The following is a 23,992-nucleotide window of genomic DNA, read 5'->3' as shown; positions in this document are numbered from 1 at the left end:
ACAACTCGAATCGGGTCCACAATGAAACTCTTAAGACTCGTCCTCGTGACCATCGCGCTCGTCGCCGCGTCGGTTCTCACGATCGCCGCCGGAACTGCCAACGGCGCACCGATCTCCAGCGTGCCCAGCCAGCTCACCAAAGCATCAGCGGACGGAAAGACGATCATCTCGGTACTCCGGAACGCGACCTTCGCCACGGCATCGGACGCGAACGCCCTGATCGTGCTCGACCGTCAAGGGAATGTCATCGACCGCGTCGACCTGACGATTCCCCTCAACGGGGTTCGGGTTCCGCTGCGGACGACGGTCAGTGCGGATCGGACGACCGCGACGCTGACACCGATTCTCACCCCGCAGGCACGGGCCGCGATCGCGGCAGGCATGCACCCGGCGTCGGCCAAGAAGGACCGCGCGTACCAGCAGATGATATGGCACATCAACAACGGGTGGAACCGTGGTGGCGGTGTCGCGACCGCGATCGGCGCCATCGCCGGGTTGATCATCGGCTGCGTGTTCCTCGTCGGCTGCCCCGGGGGAGCCGGTGTCGGTGCGGCGATCGGTGCCGTCATCGGGATCAACAACGGCGACCCGCAAGCCGGACAAGCGATCCTGAACTGGATCAACACTCCGTAGCGCTGTTAGAGCGTGTTTGAAAACTGGTCCCATAGGAGACCCGGAGCGCCAGCGGAGGGTCGACGCGTTGGGCCGCCGCTGTACGGACCCTTCGCGACGCTCGCTCGTTCCTCGCGGGCTCAGGGACCAGGTTTCCAATCACGCTCTTAGCTCAGGGACACCGATGCCGAGGATGTGTCGTACCCTCACGATACGATGAGGGTTCGAACCGACTTCCGGTTGGCGAAAACCATTGCAGCGCAGTTAAATAACTATGTCGCGGCCATTGTGTTCGAACAGGTGTTCGACTACCATTAGGGCATGCCGATCGAGACACTGCTCCCCACCGTCCGTGACCTGACCATCACCGCCGACGCCACCGGCCACGACGTCTTCGACACCACCAAGATCCTGATGGGGCTGCGGAACGTGGTCGACCATCAACTCGCCGTGCACGCCGGCGCTGGACCGGTTGGGGGTGGCCCGGCAGACCGGCGGCAAAACCCGGGCGTTGTTGATCGAGATGGGTGCTGCACCCACGGTGGCGGATCGGTGGCTGCGGATCGCGGCCGCCCTGGCCACCCTGGAACGGGTCGCCGCGTACAGCGGAGATGGAGTGTTCTCCGGGGAACATGTTGACGCCCTGGTCCGCGGGATGGGGCATATCGAGAAACGCGCCCCGGAACCGTTGAGCGAGGTGTCGCGCATCGAACACCAGCTCGCCCTGATCGCCCAGGCGTTTGCCGGGGCCACCCCACGCGAGGTGCTCGACACCGCCCGCAGCATCGGCAACCAGATCGCCGACGACCACGGCGGTGTCCCGGCCGGTGAGGACCGCACCATCAACGAGTGGACCACCACGCCCACCGACGACGGACGGTTGGAAGTGCAGGCGAATCTGGACATCGTGATCGGGGAGAAACTCGTGTCGGCGATCGAATCCCTGGCCGGTAAACGCCCCGAACCCGACGGCTCCGAGGATGCCCGATCCGCGGGGCAGCGCCGTGCGGATGCGTTGGAGATGATCCTGGACGCGGCCGCACGCGCCGCCAGTTCGGGTGTCGCGGATCTGGTGGCGGCCCCGAAAACGCAGTTGAATCTGACCGTCCCGGCCGACACCCCGGATGCGGCGGCGTTGCAGTGGCTGGGCCCGATCTCGCAGACCCTGGCGAAAACGCTGTCCTGTGATGCCACCGTCACGGCGATCATCGTCGACGGCGAGAAGGTGCCCTTGGACATGGGACACCCGCAGCGCCTGTTCACCCACCATCAACGCAGAGCATTGATCGTCCGCGACCAGTGCTGTGTCAAATGCGGTGCGGCAGCAGGATATACGCAGTGCCACCACGTGCAGCATTGGGCTGATGGGGGTCCCACCGACCTGGACAACGGGTGCCTACTGTGCACCTCGTGTCACGCCCAGATCCACGCCTCCGGCTGGGACATCGTGATGGGCGCCGACCGGCATCCCTGGCTGCTGCCACCGGTGGAGCAGGACCCGAACCGCACCCCGATACCGGCCTACAACAGGCGCGCCATGCACCTCGACGGCGTCGCCGCCTGACCCGAGGCCCTGATCCCGGGGCCTGACCCACGGCACGACCGACCAGCAGCACGGCCTGACCGAGAAGAACTGACCAGCGGCACGACCTGAACCGACCAGCCCAGACCACAACCGACCAGCCCAGACCACCCCGGGAACTCCCCGGACGCACGTTCCTTGAAAACTCCACAGTGTGAAACAGCGGCGCACCCCCGTGTACCCGCCGGATCTCGGTCCGGCGGGCACACCGGTGGCGACACGAACCCCTCCCGGTCACGGAGCAGGTGTCGCGTTCCGCGGAATGTTCGTCGATCCCCGGAGGACCTAGGTCGTCGACCTCGTATCGGTCAGGGACCGGCGGATGGCACGATCAGCGCGGCCCGAACTGACGGTCCCCGGCGTCACCGAGGCCCGGCACGATGTAGGCGGCATCGTTGAGTCCCTCGTCGATGGCCGCGACCACCAGACGCACCGGGTGGCCGGAGGCCTCGAGCGCCGCGACACCCTCGGGCGCGGCCACGACGCACACCGCAGTGATGTCGGTCGCCTTGTGCGCGATGAGCAGGTCGATGGTGTGCAGCATGGAACCGCCGGTGGCGAGCATGGGATCCAGAACGAACACCGGAATGCCGGTCAGATCGTCGGGCAGCGACGCGAGGTACGGCACGGGCTGCGCGGTGTCCTCGTCGCGCGCCACCCCGACGAAACCGACATGCGACTCCGGCACCATCGCATGCGCCTGCTCCACCATGCCCAGCCCGGCCCGCAGCACCGGCACGAGCAGCGGCGGGTTGGCCAGGCGGGTGCCGTCGAAGGCGGACAGCGGTGTCTCGATCGGCACCGGCGCGGTCGGCGCACCGGCGAGCGCCTCGTAGACGAGCATCTGTGTCAGATCGGACAGCGCCGCGCGAAACCTCGCATTGTCGGTGGTCTTGTCGCGCATGGTGGTCAACCGGGCCGCGGCCAACGGATGATCGACGATCTGAACCTTCATGGCACAACCCTAATGCGCAACCAGACCCGGCAGCGGTGCGTCGCGGACACCAGACCCGGACAATCCTCGAACACGACGTCCCGAGAATGGTCCGCCCAGGTGACGGGAATGCACAGCCCCTCGCGACGCCCCTCGCGGCGTTCACCGACACGACGCGGGGCCGCTACCCGCGTGCGCGTGTGGAATCGCTACGCTGTGACCTCATGGCCGGAGACATCGTCCCCATCGAGCTCGGACTCACCGACGGAAACGTCTTCACCCTCTGGGCGCCGCGCTGGCGCGAGGGCGACGACGAGTGGGAGGCTTTCCTCGGCCTCGACGAGGACCTCTACGGGTTCCCCGGCGTCGCGGAGCTCGCAGCGTTCGTCCGCAACGACGACGAGAACGATCTGGTGGAGCATCCCGCCTGGGACACCGTCGTGCGCCTGCAGGCCGACGAGCTCGTGCCCGACGACCGCCACTCCTACGACCTCGTCGGCGTTCCGGAGCTCGCCGCCGAGGATCCGACCCCCGAGGTCATCGCCGAACTCGAGGACGCCCTCGAGATCGTCCGCATCCTGGGCGAGGTCTGCGAACTCACCGTGGTGACCAAGTTCTTCAACGGCAATCCGATCCTGGGTGCGGTGACCACCGGTACCCGCAACTTCACCGGCCGCGAGGGCGTGGATCTGTGGGTCCGGATCGGCCGCCTGATCGCCAAGCACTGGGACGACGTGATCGATGCGATCGACGCCGTGATCACCACCCCGGACGTCGACAAGGCCGCCGTGGCCACCGCCGAGGCCGAGCTCGAAGCCGCCGCGTCGGCCGAGGACGAGGACGAGCCCGTCGACGAGGAACTCGAACTCGTGGAGGAAGGCGACGACGAGGACGAGGACGAGGAAGACTCCGGCGACGACGAGGACCTCGATGACGAGATCGACGACGACGACTTCTGGGCGAATGTCGGCATCGATCCCATCCGTATCGTCACCGCCGACGGCGAGTACCTGTCGCTGCGTTGCTATCTGGGCGATGACCCGGTGTTCCTGGGATCGGGTGGGAAGATCTTCGTCTTCACCTCACCGCGCGCGCTCAGCCGTTTCCTCGCCGATTCGACCGACCACGATCTGGCCGATCTGTCCACCTTCTCCGACGTGCAGGTGGCGGCGACCGACGGGTCGCTGGAGTTCGACGTCCTCGACGACAACGTCTACGTTCTGCCCGGACTCGCCGACGACATCGCGGACGGCCCGCGCCGGATGGACCGCAACCAGCTCGATCTGGCGGTCGAACTCCTCACCGACGCCGCCGACTACGCCGACGACGACTCGGTGAACGAGGCACTGGGATCGACCACTCCCCTGGGCTGGTTCGTCGACTATGCCACCAACCCCGACCCGAAGCGGATGGCACCGAGCCCGCCGTTCGACAACGAATCGGAGGCTTGGCGCGCATTGGTGCACGACTTCGAGGAACGGCTCGTCAAGAAGTCGTGAGCCGGCCGTAGCCTGAATCCACCGATCAGCTTTTCCGTGTGCGTGTGATCGCGGATTTGAGGTGTGTGATCGCAAATTTATGGTGTGGGCGCGGGTGAGTCGCTGGTCTGCCCAGCTTTTTCACGTGAGGGTTGTGGTCGGGCCTGATGTGGCGGTGGACGGGTTAAGCGGCTGGGGGTGGTCCGTAGCCGATTGTGTAGTGCCACAGGAATATCCAGGGCTGGTCCCAGGGCCAGTGGGTGGGAAGCCGCAGGCGTGGTCGGCGCTGGGGGTGGGTGATGCGGGCGGGGACGGCCACGATTGTGCGGCGCAGCGTGGCGCCGCGGGCCACGGCGTGGGTGGTGCCGGCCAGGACTCCGGCGGCGCGCAACAGGTTGTGGGCGATCGCCGCGCACAGCGCCCAGGCGGAGTTGGCGGCGAACGAGCCCGAGGGCATGTGGGCCAGGGGTCCGTCGATGAGGTCGGCGAACACGTTCTCGACGATCGCGTGGCGACGGTGGTCGATGTCGGCCTCGGGTGCGGGCGAGGTGGCGTTGGTCAGAAACGGGTGATACCGCCAGACCGGGAACATCGGTTCGGGGTCACCGGGGGCGTTGCGGGCGTCTTTGACCCGGCGCACGATCAGTCGGGCGGTGACCGGGGTAGTGGTGGATGCGCCGGCGGTGTAGGTGACTTCAGCGACTTCGGCATCAGAGATCCACTCGCCGGTGTCGGGGTCGCGGACCGCGCCGGGATACCGGACCGGGGTCCACGCATCCTCGTCGATCGCGGCGATCGCCTTCTGCACTGCCGAGTTCTTGGCCAACACGAGAGAAAACTGCACACCGGCACGCAGGCAGGCGGTCATCACCTCCACGGTGCCATACGCCGAATCGCCGCGCACCAGAATCTGCCCGGTGGCTCCGGCGGCGCGAGCCACCGCGATGGAGCGGGTGATCATCCGAGCCGCCCCCTGACCCGACGGGGTTTTCCCGGCCCGTAACAGCATCCCGGCCACCACCGGCGCCGAGGTAGCGGTGCTGATCGTGGTGACCAGCGGCGCCAACCCTTTGCGCAGCACCTGTCTACCGCCGACCTTGGTGTGGCCGTAGGAGGCACCTTGTTTGGCATGTCCGTAGACCGGACGCAACAGCGAGTCGATGTCGATGACGGTCCGTTGCTCGCCACCGGCGAGCAGGTGCGGTACCCGACCCACCAGCGACGACAGGTGATTGGTCAACACCGATTCGAGTTGCTTGGTGTGACCGAAGGTGAACTCCCGCAGCAGGGTTCCCATGGTTGATGGCGCATACAGTTGATCGAAGAGCATCGGCATGCCCCCGGCGCGCAGCATGTTGAGGTCATCGATACTGTCCGCGCCCGCGCACATGCCGGCGATCACCGTCATCAGTTTCGGCGCGGGATTGGCCGCCCCGGACTTGATGCGTTCGCAGGTGAACTTCACCTTCTCGGCCAGCAGACGATCCAACCCGGTCTCACCCGCCAAGGCCAACACCGGCACCAGGCCGGCATACGACACGAGTGAATCCTCATCGAACTGCGCCGACGACGCAGCGAACGTATGCGACAATCGCACCGGAAGTGCCCTTCTGTGGCTGTGTGATTAATGCGTGAAGAACATCAATCATCCCAGCTCAGAGGGCACTTTCTCCGTCACGACACCCGAAATCAGCGAATCGGGTCGGTGGATTCAGGCTTAGTGGTCCTGTTCAGAACCACTTAGCCGATCAGTACCGCATAACCGGGTTTGATGACATCGTCGATGAGCCGTAGCCGCTCGTCGAAGTGGACGAAGGCCGACTTCATCGCGTTCACCGTGAAGCGCTCGAAATCGGTCCAGCCGTAACCGAACTGCTCGGCGAGCCGGTAGAACTCCTTGCTCATCGTCGTGTCGCTCATCAGACGGTTGTCGGTATTGACGGTGACCCGGAATCGCAACCGCGCCAGCGCATTGAACGGATGCTCCGCGATCGAGGAGACCGCACCCGTCTGCACATTCGAACTCGGACACAACTCGAGGGGAATCCGTTTGTCGCGCACGATGTTCGCGATCTGACCGAGTTCGGCGCCCTCGAAGGACTCCGCGGCCAGATCGGCACCCGGCGGCAGATCGATGTCGTCGATGACCCGCACCCCGTGCCCGAGCCGGTCGGTACCGCAGAACGCGATCGCCTCGTGGATCGACGGTAGGCCGAACGCCTCCCCGGCGTGAATCGTGAAGTGCGCGTTGTTGGCCCGCATGAACTCGAACGCGTCGAGGTGACGAGTGGGCGGGTTGCCGGCCTCGGCACCGGCGATGTCGAAGCCGACGACACCCTCGTCGCGGTAGCGCACCGCGAGTTCGGCGATCTCCCGCGAGCGCGCGGCATGCCGCATAGCGGTCACCAGGCACCGCACCATGATCGGCCGACCCGTCGCCGCGGCGGCGGCCTCCCCCTCGGCGAAACCGGCCAGCACCGCCTCGACCACCTCGTCGAGAGTCAGGCCGTGTTCGAGATGTTGCTCGGGCGCATACCGCACCTCCGCGTAGATCACCCCGTCGGCGGCGAGGTCCTCCACGCATTCGCGCGCCACCCGCGCCAGCGACGACGGCGTCTGCATCACCGCCACGGTGTGCGCGAAGGTCTCCAGATACCGCTCCAGCGACCCGCTGTCGGCCGCGTCGCGGAACCAGTGGGCCAGCGACTGCGCGTCGTCGGCGGGCAGCTCGGTGTACCCGACCTCGTGGGCCAGTTCGAGGACCGTGGCCGGTCGCAACCCACCGTCGAGGTGATCGTGCAGCAACACTTTCGGGGCCAGGGACAGATTCGGTAGGTCGAGTGGCCGGCCCGCCGGCGGCGTCGGTTCGACGGTCATGCACCGACGGTAACGCGATCGATCACCAATGGCGTGCGTTGCGGCGCTTGTTCACCGATCGTCACCGCGGCCGTCAGGGCGGCGCGCGCCCCCGCGAACCGCTCCGGGGTCTGCGTGTGCAGGGTGAACAGTGGCGCACCGGCCCGCACCCGGTCGCCGGGTTTGGCGTGCATCTGCACCCCGGCCTCGGATTGCACGGCCTCCCCGGGCACCGCACGCCCGGCCCCGAGCCGCCAGGCCGCCACCCCCACCGCCATCGCGTCCACCCGGGACACGATCCCGGACTCGGCGGCGACGACGGTGTCGGTGTGCCGCGCCGACGGCAACGCCGCGTCGGGATCACCGCCCTGCGCAGCGATCATCGCCCGCCAGACGTCCATGGCCATACCGTTCGCCAGATGCAGGGCAGGGTCCGCGTCGGGCAGGCCGGCCGCGTCGAGCATCTCCCGCGCCAGCGCGACGGTCAGCTCGACGACGTCGGCGGGTCCGCCTCCGGCGAGGACTTCCAACGACTCGGCCACCTCGAGCGCATTGCCCGCGGTCGCACCGAGAGGGCAGTCCATGTCGGTGAGCAACGCTCGCGTGTCCACGCCGGCCTCATTACCGAGCCACACCATCGTCTCCGCCAGCTCACGGCTCTGCGCGAGGGACTTGAAGAACGCGCCGCTGCCGGTCTTGACGTCGAGCACCAGCGCACCGGTGCCCTCTGCGATCTTCTTGCTCATGATCGAACTCGCCACCAGCGGGATCGATTCCACCGTGCCGGTGACATCGCGGAGTGCGTACAGGCGGCGATCCGCGGGTGCCAGGTCGCCGCCCGCGGCGCAGATCACCACACCCACGTGTTCGAGCTGGTCCGACATCTCGTCGGGGTCCAGATCGGCCCGCCAGCCCGGGATCGACTCGAGTTTGTCCAGGGTGCCGCCGGTGTGTCCGAGCCCCCGGCCCGACAATTGCGGCACCGCCACCCCGAAGGAGGCCACCAGCGGCGACAACGGCAAGGTGATCTTGTCGCCCACCCCGCCAGTGGAATGCTTGTCGACGGTCACCAGCGGCCGCCCGTCTCGGCGCAGGCCGGAGAAGTCCATCCGCCGCCCGCTGTCGATCATCGCCCGGGTCCACCGCGCGATCTCCGGGCGGCTCATCCCCCGCAGGAAGATGGCCATGAGCAGCGCGGACATCTGTTCGTCGGCGACATGCCCACCATGGGTGTAGCGGTCGATGATCCACTCGATCTGCGCGTCGGTCAGCGCGTTGCCGTCACGTTTGGCGGTGATCACCGAAATTGTGTCGATGATTTCCTCGTCGGTCGCCACGGCATCGGTGGGGCCGGTACCGCTCATCGGGCGGCCTCCAGATCGTCGGGACCGAATGCATCGGGCAGCAGCTCGCCCAGCGACACCGGACCCCCACCGTGGTCGATCAGGAGGTCGCGCCCACCGTGCTCGAGGAGGACTTGGCGGCACCGGCCACACGGCATCAGCACGGCGCCGTTGCGATCACATACCGAGACCGCGATGAGACCCGTCCGGCCGGTACCCACGAGATGGGCGATCAGCGCGACCTCGGCGCAGATCCCGAGCCCGTATGAGACATTTTCCACATTGCAGCCGAGCACCACCTCACCGTCGACGGTGAGACCCGCTGCGCCCACGGGGAATTCCGAGTAGGGCGCATATGCCCGATCGATCATCGCTTTTGCCCTGTGCCGCAACATCTTCCAGTCACTTTCGGCAACCACGTCCGCTGACCTCACAATCGGTACGGGCGACCAAGATGCGTCACAGTTGACCCCGCCAACGTCGGTTAGGCAACCCTAAATCGAGATCACTTGGCGCCCAAATCGGTTCGGGCAAGTTTCTACGGGCCTCAGCATAGGTTTAAAGTCTCTTCCATGGGTCCACGGCCGAGCCTCACAATGCCGACTCGGCAAATCCATCGACGCTGTTGGAGGCCAATTCACTGATGAGCACCCCGACCGAAACGGCACCGGAGCCGGTCCGCAAACGCTCCTTGTATCGAGGCGACCCTGGGATGTGGTCGTGGGTGTTGCACCGCATCACCGGTGTCACCATCTTCTTCTTCTTGTTCGTCCACGTCCTGGACACCGCGGTGATCCGGGTCGATCCGAACAAGTACTCCGAGGTCATCGAGACCTACAAGACGCCGCTCATCGGCCTGATGGAGATCGCGCTCGTCGCCGCGGTTCTCTATCACGCGTTCAACGGCGTGCGGATCATTCTCGTCGACTTCTGGTCGAAGGGTCCGAAGTACCAGCGCCAGATGCTGTGGGCGATCGGCGTGCTCTTCCTGATCGTGTTCGGCGCCGCAGCGATCCGTCTGCTGGCAATCCTCATCGACCACTCGTTCTAGGAGGCACCGAAGATGACTGCATCGCAAGCCGCTCCGGGTGTCGCCAAGAGCCTCGGCACCCAATACGACCGTCCCGCCAGCCTGGACAATCCGCGTGCACCGCGGATGCGCAAGGGCGGCAACTTCGAGAAGTGGGCCTGGCTGTTCATGCGCTTTTCGGGTCTGGCGCTGATCATCCTGACCATCGGGCACATGTTCATCATGCTCGCCTGGGACGACGGCGTGCACCGCATCGACGCGTCCTTCGTCGCCGCCCGGTGGAAGGAACCGTTCTGGCAGATCTGGGATCTCACCATGCTGTGGCTGGCCCAGCTGCACGGCGGTAACGGTGTGCGCACCGTGATCGCCGACTACTCGCGCAAGGACTCCACCCGCTTCTGGCTCAATGTGCTGCTCGGGGTGTCGATGATCCTGGTCCTGGTGCTCGGCACCTACGCCCTTCTGACCTTCGACGCCGCCAGCGTCGACTAAAAGGAGCCCAACAACCCATGCAGGAACATCGTTACGACGTGGTCATCGTGGGCGCCGGTGGCGCCGGCATGCGTGCCGCCATCGAGTCGGCACCCCGCGCCCGCACGGCTGTGCTCACCAAGCTCTACCCGACCCGCAGCCACACCGGCGCCGCCCAGGGCGGTATGTGCGCCGCACTGGCCAACGTCGAAGAGGACAACTGGGAGTGGCACACCTTCGACACGGTCAAGGGTGGTGACTATCTGGCCGACCAGGACGCCGTGGAGATCATGGCCAAGGAGGCCATCGACGCCGTCCTGGACCTGGAGAAGATGGGGCTGCCCTTCAACCGGACCCCGGAAGGCAAGATCGACCAGCGCCGCTTCGGTGGGCACACCCGCGACCACGGCAAGTCGCCGGTGCGCCGGGCCTGCTACGCGGCCGACCGCACCGGACACATGATCCTGCAGACGCTGTACCAGAACTGCGTCAAGCACGACGTCGAGTTCTTCAACGAGTACTACGCGCTCGACATCTGCCTGACGACCAACGACGACGGCGAGCAGGTCGCGACGGGTGTGGTCGCCTACGAGCTGGCGACCGGTGAGATCCACGTCTTCCACGCGAAGTCGATCATCTTCGCCACCGGCGGCTCGGGCCGCATGTACAAGACCACGTCGAACGCGCACACTCTGACCGGCGACGGCATGGGCATCGTGTTCCGTAAGGGCCTGCCGCTGGAGGACATGGAGTTCCACCAGTTCCACCCAACCGGTCTGGCGGGCCTCGGCATCCTCATCTCGGAGGCCGTGCGCGGCGAGGGCGGCATCCTGCGCAACGTCGACGGCGAACGGTTCATGGAGCGTTACGCTCCGACGATCAAGGACCTCGCACCCCGCGACATCGTGGCGCGGTCGATGGTGCTCGAGGTGCTCGAGGGTCGTGGCGCCGGACCGAACAAGGACTACGTCTACATCGACGTGACCCACCTCGGCGAGGACGTCCTCAACGAGAAGCTTCCCGACATCACCGAGTTCGCCCGCACCTACCTGGGTGTGGATCCGGTGAAGGAATGGGTGCCGGTCTTCCCGACCTGCCACTACGTCATGGGCGGCATCCCCACCAACATCGAGGGCCAGGTGCTGCGCAACAACACCGAGGTGGTCCACGGACTGTATGCGGCCGGCGAATGCGCGTGCGTCTCGGTGCACGGCGCCAATCGTCTCGGCACCAACTCGCTGCTCGACATCAACGTGTTCGGTCGGCGTGCGGGAATCGCGGCCGCCGAGTACGCCAACTCCGTCGAGTTCACCGACATGCCCGAGGCCCCCACCGCGATGGTGGACAGCTGGCTGGAGACCATCCTGTCCGAGCACGGCCACGAGCGGGTCGCCGACATCCGGACCGCGCTGCAGGCCACGATGGACAACAACGCCTCGGTGTTCCGCACCGAGGAGACGCTCAAGCAGGCGCTCACCGACGTCCACGCCCTCAAGGAGCGCTACGCCCAGATCCGCGTCCACGACAAGGGCAAGCGGTTCAACTCCGACCTGCTCGAGGCCATCGAGCTCGGTTTCCTCCTGGAGATGGCGGAGGTGACGGTGGTCGGCGCCCTCAACCGCAAGGAATCGCGCGGTGGGCACGCCCGGGAGGACTACCCGAACCGGGACGATGTCAACTTCATGCGCCACACGATGGCCTACAAGAAGGGCACCGACCTCTTGAGTGACATCGAGTTGGACTTCAAGCCCGTGGTGCAGACCCGTTACGAGCCGATGGAGCGTAAGTACTGATGACCGTCAGCATCGACAAGAATCCGACTCCGGCCTCCGCGGAACCGCCGCTGCCGCCCGTCCCCGACGAGGCGACCATGGTGACGCTGAAGATCTACCGGTTCAATCCGGAGAACCCCGATGCCCAGGGCTTCGAGAGCTTCCGTGTGCCGGCACTGCCGACCGACCGTCTGCTCAACCTGCTGCTGTATGTGAAGGGCTACCTCGACGGCACCCTGACCTTCCGCCGCAGCTGCGCGCACGGCGTGTGCGGCTCGGACGCGATGCGGATCAACGGCGTCAACCGACTGGCCTGCAAGCTCCTGATGAAGGACCTGTTGCCGAAGGACAAGACCAAGGAGATCACGATCACCATCGAGCCCATCAAGGGTCTGCCGGTGGAGAAGGATCTCGTGGTCGACATGGAGCCGTTCTTCGACGCGTTCCGGGCGATCAAGCCGTTCCTCATCACCACCGGCAACGAGCCGACCCACGAGCGTATTCAGAGCCAGAGCGATCGCGCCCGATTCGACGACACCACCAAGTGCATCCTCTGCGCCTGCTGCACCACCAGTTGCCCGGTGTTCTGGAACGAGGGCAGCTACTTCGGCCCCGCGGCGATCGTCAACGCACACCGGTTCATCTTCGACAGCCGTGACGAGGGTGCTGTCGAACGTCTCGACATCCTCAACGACGTCGACGGTGTGTGGCGCTGCCGCACCACGTTCAACTGCACCGAGGCATGCCCACGCGGCATCCAGGTGACCCAGGCGATCCAGGAGGTCAAGCGCGCCCTGATGTTCTCGCGCTGACCGTCTCGACAGGCCTTCCCTTGAGCCCGCGAAACCGCCCTTCCCACCACGGTGGGAGGGCGGTTTCATCTTCGACGACAACACAATTGGGGATCCGATGACCGGCACTGCCGATCCCGGCAACCGCTCCCTCGGCGAACGGAGCGCGGCACACCTGTGGGGGCATTTCGCCCGGCACGGCGACGGCATCACCCCGCCGGTGATCACGCGCGGTGAGGGCGTCCGCATCTTCGACGATCGCGGCCGGTCCTACCTCGACGGTCTCTCCGGCCTGTTCGTGGTCCAGGTCGGGCACGGACGTACCGAACTCGCCGAGGCCGCGGCGCGACAGGCCACCGACCTCGCCTACTTTCCGGTATGGGGATATGCGACTCCGCCGGCCATCGAACTCGCCGAGCGCCTGGCCGCCTACGCACCCGGTGACCTGAACCGCGTCTTCTTCACCACCGGGGGAGGCGAAGCGGTCGAAAGCGCCTGGAAGCTGGCCAAACAATATTTCAAACTCATCGGAAAACCGTTGAAGCACAAGGTGATCTCCCGATCGGTTGCCTATCACGGCACCCCACAGGGCGCCTTGGCCATCACCGGAGTGCCGGCGCTGAAGCAGATGTTCGAACCGCTGGTACCCGGTGGGTTCCGCGTGCCCAACACCAATATCTATCGGGCCGACGACGAACTCGCCGCCGATCCCAAGAGATTCGGCCGCTGGGCCGCCGACCGTATCGCGGAGGCCATCGAGTTCGAAGGGCCCGAGACGGTGGCCGCGGTCTTCCTCGAGCCGGTGCAGAACGCGGGCGGCTGTTTCCCGCCGCCCCCAGGCTATTTCGAACGCGTCCGCGAGATCTGCGACGAATACGACGTCCTACTCGTCTCCGACGAGGTGATCTGCGCGTTCGGGCGCATCGGATCGATGTTCGCCTGTGACGACTTCGGATACGTACCGGACATCATCACCTGCGCGAAGGGGATGACATCTGGATATTCACCGATCGGAGCGATGATCGCGAGCGACCGACTCTTCGAGCCGTTCCGCGACGGCACAACCACCTTCCCGCACGGCTACACCTTTGGCGGACACCCGGTTTCGGCCGCGGTGGCGCTCGCCAACCTGGACATCTTCGAGCGTGAGGGCCTCAACGACCACGTCCGGCGGAATGCGCCGGCATTCCGCGCGACGCTGGAACGGCTCTACGACCTGCCCATCGTCGGGGATGTCCGCGGTGAGGGGTACTTCTTTGCCGTAGAGCTTGTCAAGGACCAAGCGAGGAAGGAGACATTCACCCCGGCGGAGTCGCAACGCATCCTGCGCGGATTCCTGACCACGGCGCTGTTCGACGCCGGCCTGTACTGCCGCCCCGACGATCGCGGTGACCCCGTCGTCCAACTCGCACCGCCGCTGATCGCCGGGCAGGCCGAGTTCGACGAGATCGAGCAGATCCTGCGGTCGGTGCTCGCGGAAGCCTACACGCTGCTCTGAGTTTCCCGTCCGGTTGACCGGAATCAGCCCACGGCGCCGTCACGACATCGACAATGGCACGGTGAGCAGCGGCCGAATGACCACGCAGGCAGAGGACGGGGAGAGCGAGCTCAATACGGTCGTGAACGTGCTGTCGGGTCGACTCGACAACCTCGCCCCCAGGGTGGCCCAGACCATCCGGGAGCAGGTGGACTACTACGGCTCGACCCGGGTGATCACGCAATCCGACATCGTCGAGACCGTGCGGAGCAACTACGCGATGGTGATCCACGGGCTCGCGGGCGACGCCGAGTTCGACACCTCCTCCGCAGCGGAGACCGGGGCGAATCGCGCCGACGCGGGGGTGCCGTTGCCGGCTCTGATGCATGCCTACCGGATCGGCTTCCAGATGGTGTGGAACGAATTCATGGCCGTCGCACAGGAGCACCCGGAACTGAGCCGGGAGACACTGCTCGAGGCGACCTCGCGGATGTGGCAGGCGCAGGATGCGTTCGTCGTCGCCATGTCCACCGCGCACCGCGAACGCACGACGGCGATGATCCTCGACGACGCGAGCGAACGCGCCGCGTTGACCCAACACCTGTTGGAGGGCCGCGTATCCTCCGAGCAGAGTCTGTGGGAGATCGCCGAGCATCTTCGACTGCCCCACCGCGGTCCCTACATCGCGGTCGCCGCCCGGGCCACGATCGTCGGCAAGGCGCCGCTGGCGAGTATCGAAGCCAAGTTGTCGAGCGCGGACCTGCGCTCCGCCTGGCGCCTGCTCCCCGACCAACAGATCGGCATCGTGCACGTCCCATCGCCCGACGCCCGGCGCAAAGCGCTCGACATCATGACTCGCGCCGCGACCGACCGGGTCGGGGTGAGCCCGCCCTTCACCGACCTGGCCGACACGGCTCGGGCACTGCGTTATGCACGGGTCGCGATGACCCGGCGTGGCCGAGGGGTCAGCGTCTTCGACAATTCGGTACTCGGGGTGGCGGCCGTCGCCGCGCCGGAGGTCGCGGCCGACCTGTCCGTCACCGTGCTCGGCCGCCTGTTCGACCTGCCGGCCGAGGACCGCGACCCCCTGGTCGAGACATTCCGCGTCTGGTCGTCGGTCGGCGGAAACATCAACGACACCGCGACCCGACTGCACGTGCACCGCAACACCGTTCGCCATCGCCTCCGCCGCATCGAGGAACTGACGGGACGCTCGACCACGGCACCCCGCGAGGTGGCCGAACTGTGCCTGGCCTTCGAGGTCATCGATCAGCTACCGATCGGTGGCGGCGGCCCGCAAGCCTGATGATGGCCGGTTTCGCGTGGGCTCTGACACATCCGACCAGCGCGGTTGTGCACGTGCACACCGACCGGGAAGCGACGTTAGACCGTGCACCATAGCCGAACAGGGGTGATCGGGCACACGATGGTAGGGCAAAGACGGTTGCCCTCCCCACCGGCCGACCGACGAGATCACCGATCGAGCCAGCACTCCCCCCGAAGAGGTCGCATATGACAATCGCCCAAACCCCCACCGCCGCCAACGACATCGTCGCCCCCCTGGATCTGCTGCTGGTCAACTCGACCAAGTCGTTCGCGAGCCGGATGGCCCCCAACGCGGCGTGGGCTCGTTTCGGCGCCTCGCTGGCTTCCCAGCCCATCACCGTCGGCGAGGAGGCGCTCGGCCTCACGCGTGAACTCGCCGCGATCGCCGTGGGACAGTCCGACCGGGCGCCCGCGCGCGGTGACAAGCGGTTCTCGGATCCAGCGTGGTCGGGCAACCCGCTGCTGCGCCGTGTCGAGCAGGCCTACCTGGCGGGCTCGGCCACCGCGGAACGTCTCTACGCCGCCGCCGACCTCGACTGGCGCGATGCCGAGAAGATCCGGTTCGCGCTCGACAACCTCATCGAGGGCCTCTCACCCACCAACAACCCGTTCCTGAGTCCGCTGGGATGGAAGGCGATGATCGACACCGGCGGCATGTCGGCGGTTCGCGGTCTCAAGGCCTTCGCCCGGGACATGGCGTCCAAGCCGCGCGTCCCGGCGATGGTCGATTCGGACGCCTTCGTCGTCGGTGAGACGGTGGCCACCACCAAGGGCACGGTCGTGCTGAAGACCCGGATGTTCGAGCTGATCCAGTATGCGCCGCAGACCCGCACGGTGCACGAGGTGCCGCTGCTGCTGGTGCCGCCGGTGATCAACAAGTACTACATCATGGACATCGCGCCCAACCGGAGCCTCATCGAGCACTACGTCAAGGGCGGCCACCAGGTCTTCGCCATCTCCTGGCGCAATCCCTCCTCGCGGCACAAGGACTGGGGATTCGATGCCTACGGTCAGGCGATCATCGACGCGATCGACGCCACCCTCGCCGTGACCAAGGCACCGTCGACCAACATGTTCGCGACTTGTTCGGGCGGCATCCTCGCCGCCATGACCCTGGCCCACCTCGCCGCGACCGGGCTGGGCGACAAGGTCTCGAGCCTGACTCTCGGCGTCACCGTCCTCGATCAGAGCCAGGCCGGCTTCGCGTCGGCGCTGACCAGCGAACGTGCCGCCAAGGCCGCGATCCGGACATCGTCGAAGAAGGGCTATCTCGACGGCAACGCCATGGCCGAGATGTTCGCGTGGTTGCGCCCCACCGACCTGGTGTGGCGCTATTGGGTGAACAACTACATCCAGGGACGTTCCCCGGCCGCCTTCGACGTGTTGTTCTGGAACGCCGACACGACCCGGATGACCGCCGCCCTGCACCGCGACATGGTGATGATGGGCCTCGAGAACTCTCTGGTCACCCCGGGTAAGGCGACGATGCTCGGCACGCCGGTCGACCTCGGCGCGATCGAATGCGACGCCTATGTCGTCGGTGGCATCGCCGATCACATCTGCCCGTGGCAGGCCACCTACCGCAGCGCGGCCCTGCTGGGCTCCAAGAGCAATACCTACGTGCTCTCGACGAGCGGTCACATCGCCTCCCTGGTCAACCCGCCCGGCAACAAGAAGGCCTCCTTCCGCACGGCGGCGGCCGACGCCGACATCACCTCGGAGGCGTGGCTCGAGACCGCCGAGACGCACAGCGACTCGTGGTGGCCGCATCACCTGCAGTGGCTCAGCGAACGCGGCGGTGACGAGATCAACGCACCGACCGTGCTGGGAGCTGCCGGCTTCGAGGGCATCGCCCCGGCGCCCGGCACCTATGTCCACGCCAAGTGAGAGAGGACCAGATGACGACGACAATTGACAGTCCCGCATCGTTGCCGGCCCACGCCGGCACCACCATGGGCACCACGGAGTGGATGGAGATCACCCAGGATCGGGTGAACATGTTCGCCGACGCGACCGGTGATCATCAGTGGATCCACGTCGATCCGGAACGCGCCGCAGCGGGTCCGTTCGGCGGCACGATCGCGCACGGGTTTCTGACGCTGTCGCTGGCACCGCTGCTCATCGCCGAGACCGTCGAGGTCGGCAACGTGTCCGCCGCGCTGAACTACGGCCTGAACAAGGTCCGGTTCCCGGCGATGGTGCCGGTCGGCAAACGTATCCGGGGTTCGGTGGAACTCGTCTCCGCCCAGGAGAAGCCGGTCGGCATGGAGACCGTCTTCCGGGTCACCTACGAGGTGGAGGGCTCCGACCGCCCGGCGTGCGTCGCGGAATGCGTGGTCCTCTACCGATGACCAGCGAGTCTGTCACCGACGGTCAGGACCCGGGCGAGAACGACCGGCTCATCGCCGCCGGTGGTCAACGTATCCGCGTGCGCTACCGACCCGGAACCGGGGTGCCCCTGGTGCTGTGCAACGGGATCGGGGCCAGCCTCGAGGTGCTCGATCCCCTCGTCGAGCACCTCGACAGCGCCCGTCCGGTCATCCGTTTCGACGTCCCGGGCACAGGTGAGTCCGCCAACTCCCCGATGCCCTACGGATTTCCGTACCTGGCCTGGACGCTGGGTCGGGTGCTCGACCGGCTTGAGGTCGGCGTCGTGGACATCCTCGGGCTGTCCTGGGGCGGCGCACTCGCACAGCAGTTCGCATTCCAGAACCCGCGCCGCTGCCGCCGGCTGATCCTGGTCGCGACCGGCACGGGAGCGATGATGGTGCCCGGCAACCCGCGGGTGTTGAGCAAGATGCTCACGCCACGCCGGTTCAGCGATCCCGAGTACGGCGGCAGTATCGCCGCCGAGCTCTACGGTGGTGTGGTCCGCCATCATGGACGGGATGTCGCCGAGCTACTCATTCGCCAGCTGCACGCCGGATCCAAGATCGGCTACATGCATCAGTTGATGGCCGGTGCCGTGTGGACGTCGCTGTTCGCCCTGCCGGTGATCCGGCAGCGGACGCTCATCGTCGCCGGAGAGGACGATCCGATCATCCCGATGATCAACGGCCACATCATGAGTCGGCTGATGCCGCGCGGCCGTCTGCACCGGCACGGCGGCGGTCATATCGACCTGGTGCTCAACGCCTCGGTATTCGGACCCGTGATCGACGACTTCCTCGGTCCGCCCCGCATCCCGCGGCGGCTGCAGCGTGACCATCCCGAGCACCTCACTCCGGGAGGATGACACCGGCTCGTCGGCGAGGCGAGTGAGTCGGTGGCTGATAATGTCGCAGCCGTGCGGCCCTTCGCCACTCTCGCCGGCCTCTTAGCGGCGCTGCTGATCGCTTTCGTGTCGCCGTCGCTCGCGATGGCGGTACCGGCGCCGACACCGGTGACCGACCACTGCCCGTACCGGCTCGGGACCCCGTCACCGGTGGACGAATCGGAGGTCGTGGCACCGGGAGCGACAACGCCCACCCCGCTGCCGGTCCCGACCCCCGTGGTCGGGGGCGAGCGCCTCGCGGGGTGCGGGGTTCTCGCCGACCCGGCGCTCGGTCCGGTGCCGCCGCGGCTGACCTCGGCGGGGTGGCTCGTCGCCGACCTCGCCACCGGGCAGATCATCGCCGCCAAGGATCCGCACGGCCGGTACCGGCCGGCGTCGACGATCAAGGTCTTGCTCGCCCTCGTGGCCCTCGATGAACTCGACCTCGACGCGGTCGTGGCACCGTCGCCCCAGGACTGGAGCCAGGAGGGCGACTCGTGCGGCATGGGCCCGGGCGGGCACTACACCACCCGCGATCTGCTGACCGGCCTACTCGTTGTCTCCGGCAACGATTGCGCCCATGCCCTGGCTCGCGAACTCGGTGGCGTCGATGCCGCGCTCGCGGCGATGAACGCCAAAGCACATGCATTGCACGCCGACGACACCCGAGCGGCGTCGCCGTCGGGTCTCGATGCGCCGGGCATGTCGTCGTCGCCGTACGATCTGGCGGTCATCTTCCGGGAGGCCATGCGCAACAGCACCTTCCGCGAGTTGATCGCCATGCCGACCTACCGCTTCCCCGGCTATCCGAAACGCCCGGACATCCCGGGTGACAAGAACCATCCCGCCTACCTCATGCAGACGTCCAACCACCTGCTGCTCGAGGGCTACCCCGGCATGGTGGGCGGAAAAACCGGGTACACCGACGACGCGCGCAAGACCTACGTCGGCGTCGTCGAACGTGACGGCAGATCCATCATGACCGTCGAGATGTTCGGCCTCACCGTGGGATCGAATTCGTACTGGGATCAGACGAAGTCGCTGTTCGACTACGGGTTCCGCGCACCGCGCGACGTCTCGGTCGGCACGCTTGTCGATCCCGGGGCGCTCGCGACGCCACCGGGTGCACCGACGACCCCGACGGCGGCTGCACCGTCCCACACCCGCACCGTGGTGGCTGCCGGCGCCGATCAGCCGACACGCGGCGCGGTCCACCTGTTGATCGGCCTCGCGTTGGCATTCACCGCCGCCGTGCTGCTGCTCATCGGATCACGCCTCCTGCGCAGACGCTAATGGTGTGTCTCGGAAATAGGTGACCCGTCTCCGGTGGAGCGATCGGCGATCTGGCAAGGCGGAGGAGGGAGCGATAGCGGCGCTATCGTGACCGACGACAACGCCGCCAGGCGTCGATCGAACGCCGGAGACGAGTTACCTATTTCCGAGACACACCACTAAGGCCGCCCTCAGCGCCGCAATAGCCACCCGACCATCGCACCCAACCCCGCGGTCGCGATCAACGCGGCCGGTTTGGGCATGGGGTTGATCTCGTAGTTCGGTGACACGACCACCTGCGGGAGGGGCTCCTCTTCGGACACCTGGTACTCCTCGTTCATCGGATCGGTGGCACACCAGGCCGCGGCGTAGAGGATGATGCGCGAGGAGAGGTAGGCGAACACCATGATGCCGATGATGGGACCGAACGCGATCCCGGCCGGACTCCCCAGCACCGACGACAGGTAGATCCCTCCCACCGTCTTGACGATCTCGAAGGCGATTGCGGTGATCAGCCCGGCTTTCAAGGTGTTACGAATTGGCAACCGCACCAACGGGAGTCGGGCCATGACGAAGGTGAACAGCACCCACGACGCGAACACCGACATGGTGATGGAGACCGTCCGCACCAGCGTCGGCGCCCAGGACGCGTTCTGCAGGCCGACCCACGACAGGACGGTGTGGGTGAGATCGGAGTTACCGACGGCGGTCAATGCCATGGTCACCGCGAACGCGACTCCGAGCAACGCGAACGCGAGCAGATCCCAGACCTTCGACATCACCGGGTTGCGCTGGATCCGACCGCCCCACATCTCGGTCATGCCCATCCGAACGCCGGAGATCCACCCGATGCCGGTGAACGCCGCGCCGATCAGTCCGACGACACCGACCGTGGTCCGCGAGTTGATCGCCGAGTCGATGATGTTCCCGACCTGTTCGCCGAGCGACCCGGGCATGTTGCGCACCACCGCATCCTGGATCTGCTCGAGCACCTCCGGACGGTTCGCGAGGACGAACCCGGCGATCGCGAAGGCGACCATGATGATCGGGACCAGGGCGAGGATGCCGTTGAAACTGATACTGGCCGCGAAGTGGTTCCCGCGTCGCTGTGTGTAGCGCTGCAGGGTGGCGACCAGATGGTTCAGCCAGCCCCAGTTCTCCCGGACATGCTCGTAGGCCGACTTGCCGCGATCGGCAACCGCCTTCGCCGAATCGACCGCCGAACTCATGGGGAACCGCCTTCCTCATCGGATCGTGGCGGTGTCGCTCATCCGCCAGTGGCCAGGAACCCCACCTTGTCATAGACGGCGGCCAGGGTCGTCGAGGCAATGGCACGTGCGCGCTGCGCACCGCGGGCCAAGACCTCGTCGAGGTATTCCGGATTTTCCATGTACTCGGCGACCCGGCCGCGCAACGGTGTCACGAACTCCGTCAGCACGTCGGCGGTGTCGACCTTGAGGTCGCCGTAGCCCTTGCCCGCGTACTTGTCGACGAGGACCTCGACCGGGGTGCCCGACAGCGCCGACTGGATCGTGAGCAGGTTGCTGACACCGGGCTTGGTCTCCGGATCGAACCGGACGACGGTGTCGGTGTCGGTGACCGCCGAGCGGATTTTCTTCGCGGACTTCTTGGGTTCGTCGAGCAGGTTGATCAGGCCCCGGTCCGACTCGGCGGACTTGCTCATCTTCGCCGTCGGGTTCTGCAGGTCGTAGATCTTGGCGAACTCCTTCACGATGTAGGCCGCGGGCACCTTGAGCACCGGGCCGTATCGCGAGTTGAACCGTTGTGCGAGGTCGCGTGTGAGTTCGAGATGCTGGCGCTGGTCCTCACCGACGGGAACCTGATCGACATCGAAGGCCAGTATGTCCGCGGCCATCAGGATCGGGTAGGTGAACAGTCCCACACCGGCTGCGTCGACGCCCTGCTTGGCGGACTTGTCCTTGAACTGTGTCATCCGGCTGGCCTCGCCGAAGCCGGTGATGCACGACAGCACCCAGGTGAGCTGGGCGATCTCGGGGATATGCGATTGCACGTAGATGGTCGACCGTTCCGCGTCGACACCGACCGCCAGCAGCTGCGCCACGCTCAGGCGGGTCCGCTCGGCGAGAACCTTCGGCTCGTACGGCACCGTGATGGCGTGCATATCGGGGATGAAGTAGAACGCCTCGAACTCATCCTGCAGCGCCACCCACTGCCGGACCGCCCCCAGGTAGTTGCCGAGATGGAAGGAGTCACTGGTCGGCTGGATACCCGACAGGACGCGCGGGCGTGGCGCGGAGGGTGCGGGGACGTCACTGCTCATGCCCTCCAGTTTCGCAGACCCGGCGAGCCGTTTTCGCCGGCGGTCCGCGAACTGTCAGTCGTAGACCACGGTCATCGGGGCGTGATCGGACCAGCGCAGGTCGTAGGCATCGGCCCGATCCACGGTGGCCTTGACCGCCCGCCCGGCGAGGGTGCGATTGGCCAACTGATAGTCGATGCGCCACCCCGAGTCGTTGTCGAAGGCCTTGCCGCGCCACGACCACCAGGTGTAGGGACCGTCGTCGTCGGGGGCGAGGTCACGCGCCACGTCGTTCCATCCGCCGTCGAGCAACGCGCCGACCCACGACCGCTCGTGCGGTAGGAAGCCGGGACTCTTCAGGTTGCCCTTCCAGTTCTTGATGTCGGCCTCGCCGTGCGCGATGTTCCAGTCCCCACCGACCACGACGTGTCGCCGTCGACGCCGAAGACGGTCGAGGTAGGTGCCGAACTCGTCGAGAAAGCGCACCTTCTCCTCGTATTTCGCGACGTCCTTCGGTGCGGTGGTGGCCGCCGCGCCCTTGGGGAGATAGAGGCTCGCCACGGTCATCGCCCCCAGCGAGGAGTCGATGTCGGCCTCGAGGTAGCGACCGGTGGGGTCGAACTCGTCACTGCCGAACCCGGCGCGGACCGCCGTGATCGGCACCCGGCTCAGCACCCCGACCCCGGCATGCCCCTTGACCACCGACGCCGACATCGCGAAGTGCCAGCCGTCGTCGAGCGCCGGTGCCAGCGACTCTCGCGCCTGCTCCGGTTCGGCCCTGACCTCCTGCATCAGGACCACGTCGGAATCGCACGCGGCCAGCCAGTGGAGAAGGCCGCGATTGGCCTCCGATCGATGCTTGACCGCCGCGCGAATACCGTTGACGTTCACGGTGGTGATGGTGAGGGACACACGACAGAGAGTACTGACGGGCGCTGACCACAGAATGGTGCGGTAGTACCAGAGGTAAGGCGACCCTTGTCATCCGCCTTCCTTTATGTAACCCTTACCTAACCAGGTTGTGAAGAGGTGAGGAAATGTTCGTCTGCATCTGCCGCGCGGTCACCGAGGACGAGGTCCATGAGCACTGCTCCGCCGGAGCGACCTCCGTGGACGCCATCGGCGAACGCTGCGGCGCCGGTGAGGGCTGCGGCACCTGCCTCGAACGCCTCCACGAGATCGTCAGCGAACGCAACGCCACCGCTTCGACCGCCGCCTGATCACACCCACCTGACGTCGACGAACGCCCCTCGCGCCGAGATCCGGACGCGGGGGGTTTGTGCATGTTAGGTTCGCACTACCCAGCGAACGGAGGATCGGTCATGCGTGGCGACGACGAGGTGATCGCTCTACTCAACGAACAGCTCACCAGCGAGCTGACCGCGATCAACCAGTACTTCCTGCACTCCAAGATGCAGGCCAATTGGGGCCTCACCGAACTCGCGGCCAAGACGCGCGCCGAGTCGATCGAGGAGATGCAGCACGCGGAGATCCTGACCGATCGAATCCTGTTC

General features: G+C 66.4%; 22 protein-coding genes and 1 pseudogene. 15 read left to right on the top strand and 8 right to left on the bottom strand.

Going from position 1 to position 23,992, the window contains the following annotated elements:
• Positions 1-21 precede the first annotated feature (21 nt).
• Positions 22-633, top strand: coding sequence for a DUF8020 domain-containing protein (locus GORHZ_RS01435; RefSeq protein ID WP_040529677.1), 612 nt, complete (start codon positions 22-24; stop codon positions 631-633).
• Between the two features lie 300 nt (positions 634-933).
• Positions 934-2,176 (top strand): annotated as a pseudogene (locus GORHZ_RS01430) (HNH endonuclease signature motif containing protein).
• A gap of 349 nt (positions 2,177-2,525) precedes the next feature.
• On the opposite strand, the gene upp reads toward GORHZ_RS01430, so the two are convergent.
• On the bottom strand, positions 2,526-3,149 hold the full coding sequence (gene upp, locus GORHZ_RS01425) for a uracil phosphoribosyltransferase (protein WP_006329633.1): 624 nt from the start codon (positions 3,147-3,149) through the stop codon (positions 2,526-2,528).
• A gap of 203 nt (positions 3,150-3,352) precedes the next feature.
• Between upp and GORHZ_RS01420 the strand changes: the two genes are divergently transcribed.
• The gene (locus GORHZ_RS01420; RefSeq protein ID WP_040529706.1) at positions 3,353-4,627 is read left to right on the top strand and encodes a SatS C-terminal domain-containing protein; all 1,275 of its coding nucleotides are present in this window, start codon (positions 3,353-3,355) and stop codon (positions 4,625-4,627) included.
• 163 nt (positions 4,628-4,790) lie between these two features.
• On the opposite strand, the gene GORHZ_RS01415 is transcribed toward GORHZ_RS01420, so the two are convergent.
• The 4 genes from GORHZ_RS01415 to GORHZ_RS01400 form a co-directional block, all read right to left on the bottom strand.
• The gene (locus GORHZ_RS01415; RefSeq protein ID WP_006329615.1) at positions 4,791-6,203 is read right to left on the bottom strand and encodes an IS1380 family transposase; all 1,413 of its coding nucleotides are present in this window, start codon (positions 6,201-6,203) and stop codon (positions 4,791-4,793) included.
• A gap of 143 nt (positions 6,204-6,346) precedes the next feature.
• The gene (locus GORHZ_RS01410; protein WP_006329613.1) at positions 6,347-7,483 is read right to left on the bottom strand and encodes an adenosine deaminase; all 1,137 of its coding nucleotides are present in this window, start codon (positions 7,481-7,483) and stop codon (positions 6,347-6,349) included.
• On the bottom strand, positions 7,480-8,826 hold the full coding sequence (locus GORHZ_RS01405) for a thymidine phosphorylase (RefSeq protein ID WP_006329611.1): 1,347 nt from the start codon (positions 8,824-8,826) through the stop codon (positions 7,480-7,482). The genes GORHZ_RS01410 and GORHZ_RS01405 overlap by 4 nt, the downstream gene beginning before the upstream one ends.
• Positions 8,823-9,224, bottom strand: a complete 402-nt coding sequence (locus GORHZ_RS01400) for a cytidine deaminase (protein ID WP_040529674.1) — start codon at positions 9,222-9,224, stop codon at positions 8,823-8,825. Before GORHZ_RS01400 ends, GORHZ_RS01405 begins: the two co-directional genes overlap by 4 nt.
• 224 nt (positions 9,225-9,448) lie before the next feature.
• Between GORHZ_RS01400 and sdhC the strand changes: the two genes are divergently transcribed.
• From sdhC to GORHZ_RS01350, 10 genes are all read left to right on the top strand, one after another.
• A complete protein-coding gene (gene sdhC, locus GORHZ_RS01395) occupies positions 9,449-9,856 on the top strand; it encodes a succinate dehydrogenase, cytochrome b556 subunit (protein ID WP_040529673.1) in 408 nt (135 codons plus the stop codon).
• Positions 9,857-9,868: 12 nt separating this feature from the next.
• Positions 9,869-10,327, top strand: coding sequence for a succinate dehydrogenase hydrophobic membrane anchor subunit (locus GORHZ_RS01390; protein WP_006329607.1), 459 nt, complete (start codon positions 9,869-9,871; stop codon positions 10,325-10,327).
• Positions 10,328-10,344: 17 nt separating this feature from the next.
• On the top strand, positions 10,345-12,099 hold the full coding sequence (sdhA, locus tag GORHZ_RS01385; protein ID WP_006329606.1) for a succinate dehydrogenase flavoprotein subunit: 1,755 nt from the start codon (positions 10,345-10,347) through the stop codon (positions 12,097-12,099).
• Positions 12,099-12,890 (top strand): succinate dehydrogenase iron-sulfur subunit, encoded by a 792-nt coding sequence (locus GORHZ_RS01380; protein ID WP_006329604.1) that lies wholly within the window; start codon positions 12,099-12,101, stop codon positions 12,888-12,890. The genes sdhA and GORHZ_RS01380 overlap by 1 nt, the downstream gene beginning before the upstream one ends.
• 97 nt (positions 12,891-12,987) lie before the next feature.
• The gene (locus GORHZ_RS01375; RefSeq protein ID WP_006329602.1) at positions 12,988-14,367 is read left to right on the top strand and encodes an aspartate aminotransferase family protein; all 1,380 of its coding nucleotides are present in this window, start codon (positions 12,988-12,990) and stop codon (positions 14,365-14,367) included.
• A gap of 61 nt (positions 14,368-14,428) precedes the next feature.
• The gene (locus GORHZ_RS01370; protein ID WP_245551318.1) at positions 14,429-15,652 is read left to right on the top strand and encodes a PucR family transcriptional regulator; all 1,224 of its coding nucleotides are present in this window, start codon (positions 14,429-14,431) and stop codon (positions 15,650-15,652) included.
• 206 nt (positions 15,653-15,858) lie between these two features.
• Positions 15,859-17,559, top strand: coding sequence for a PHA/PHB synthase family protein (locus GORHZ_RS01365; RefSeq protein ID WP_006329600.1), 1,701 nt, complete (start codon positions 15,859-15,861; stop codon positions 17,557-17,559).
• An 11-nt stretch (positions 17,560-17,570) separates the two neighbouring features.
• Positions 17,571-18,023 (top strand): MaoC family dehydratase, encoded by a 453-nt coding sequence (locus GORHZ_RS01360; protein WP_006329598.1) that lies wholly within the window; start codon positions 17,571-17,573, stop codon positions 18,021-18,023.
• Positions 18,020-18,907, top strand: coding sequence for an alpha/beta fold hydrolase (locus GORHZ_RS01355; RefSeq protein ID WP_006329596.1), 888 nt, complete (start codon positions 18,020-18,022; stop codon positions 18,905-18,907). The genes GORHZ_RS01360 and GORHZ_RS01355 overlap by 4 nt, the downstream gene beginning before the upstream one ends.
• Positions 18,908-18,958: 51 nt before the next feature.
• The gene (locus GORHZ_RS01350; RefSeq protein WP_006329594.1) at positions 18,959-20,218 is read left to right on the top strand and encodes a D-alanyl-D-alanine carboxypeptidase family protein; all 1,260 of its coding nucleotides are present in this window, start codon (positions 18,959-18,961) and stop codon (positions 20,216-20,218) included.
• A 170-nt stretch (positions 20,219-20,388) separates the two neighbouring features.
• Here GORHZ_RS01350 and GORHZ_RS01345 read toward each other — a convergent pair whose 3' ends face one another.
• From GORHZ_RS01345 to GORHZ_RS01335, 3 genes are read right to left on the bottom strand one after another with little or no spacing between them, the layout of a single operon-like run.
• Entirely contained in the window at positions 20,389-21,426 is a 1,038-nt protein-coding gene (locus GORHZ_RS01345) for a YhjD/YihY/BrkB family envelope integrity protein (protein ID WP_006329592.1), read from the bottom strand.
• Positions 21,427-21,464: 38 nt separating this feature from the next.
• Positions 21,465-22,499, bottom strand: a complete 1,035-nt coding sequence (gene trpS, locus GORHZ_RS01340; protein ID WP_006329590.1) for a tryptophan--tRNA ligase — start codon at positions 22,497-22,499, stop codon at positions 21,465-21,467.
• Between the two features lie 54 nt (positions 22,500-22,553).
• Positions 22,554-23,390, bottom strand: coding sequence for an exodeoxyribonuclease III (locus GORHZ_RS01335; protein ID WP_006329588.1), 837 nt, complete (start codon positions 23,388-23,390; stop codon positions 22,554-22,556).
• A 125-nt stretch (positions 23,391-23,515) separates the two neighbouring features.
• Between GORHZ_RS01335 and GORHZ_RS01330 the strand changes: the two genes are divergently transcribed.
• Together GORHZ_RS01330 and GORHZ_RS01325 are read left to right on the top strand one after the other, a co-directional pair.
• Positions 23,516-23,698, top strand: coding sequence for a (2Fe-2S)-binding protein (locus GORHZ_RS01330; protein WP_006329586.1), 183 nt, complete (start codon positions 23,516-23,518; stop codon positions 23,696-23,698).
• Positions 23,699-23,800: 102 nt separating this feature from the next.
• Positions 23,801-23,992 (top strand): ferritin-like domain-containing protein (locus GORHZ_RS01325; protein ID WP_006329584.1); only part of this gene is annotated, 192 nt, incomplete at its 3' end.

The sequence above is a fragment of the Gordonia rhizosphera NBRC 16068 genome, from assembly GCF_000298195.1.
GTDB classification, from domain to species: Bacteria; Actinomycetota; Actinomycetes; order Mycobacteriales; family Mycobacteriaceae; genus Gordonia; species Gordonia rhizosphera.
The sequence above is the reverse complement of the archived record's forward strand: the minus strand, read 5'-3'. Positions and strand labels throughout refer to the sequence as shown.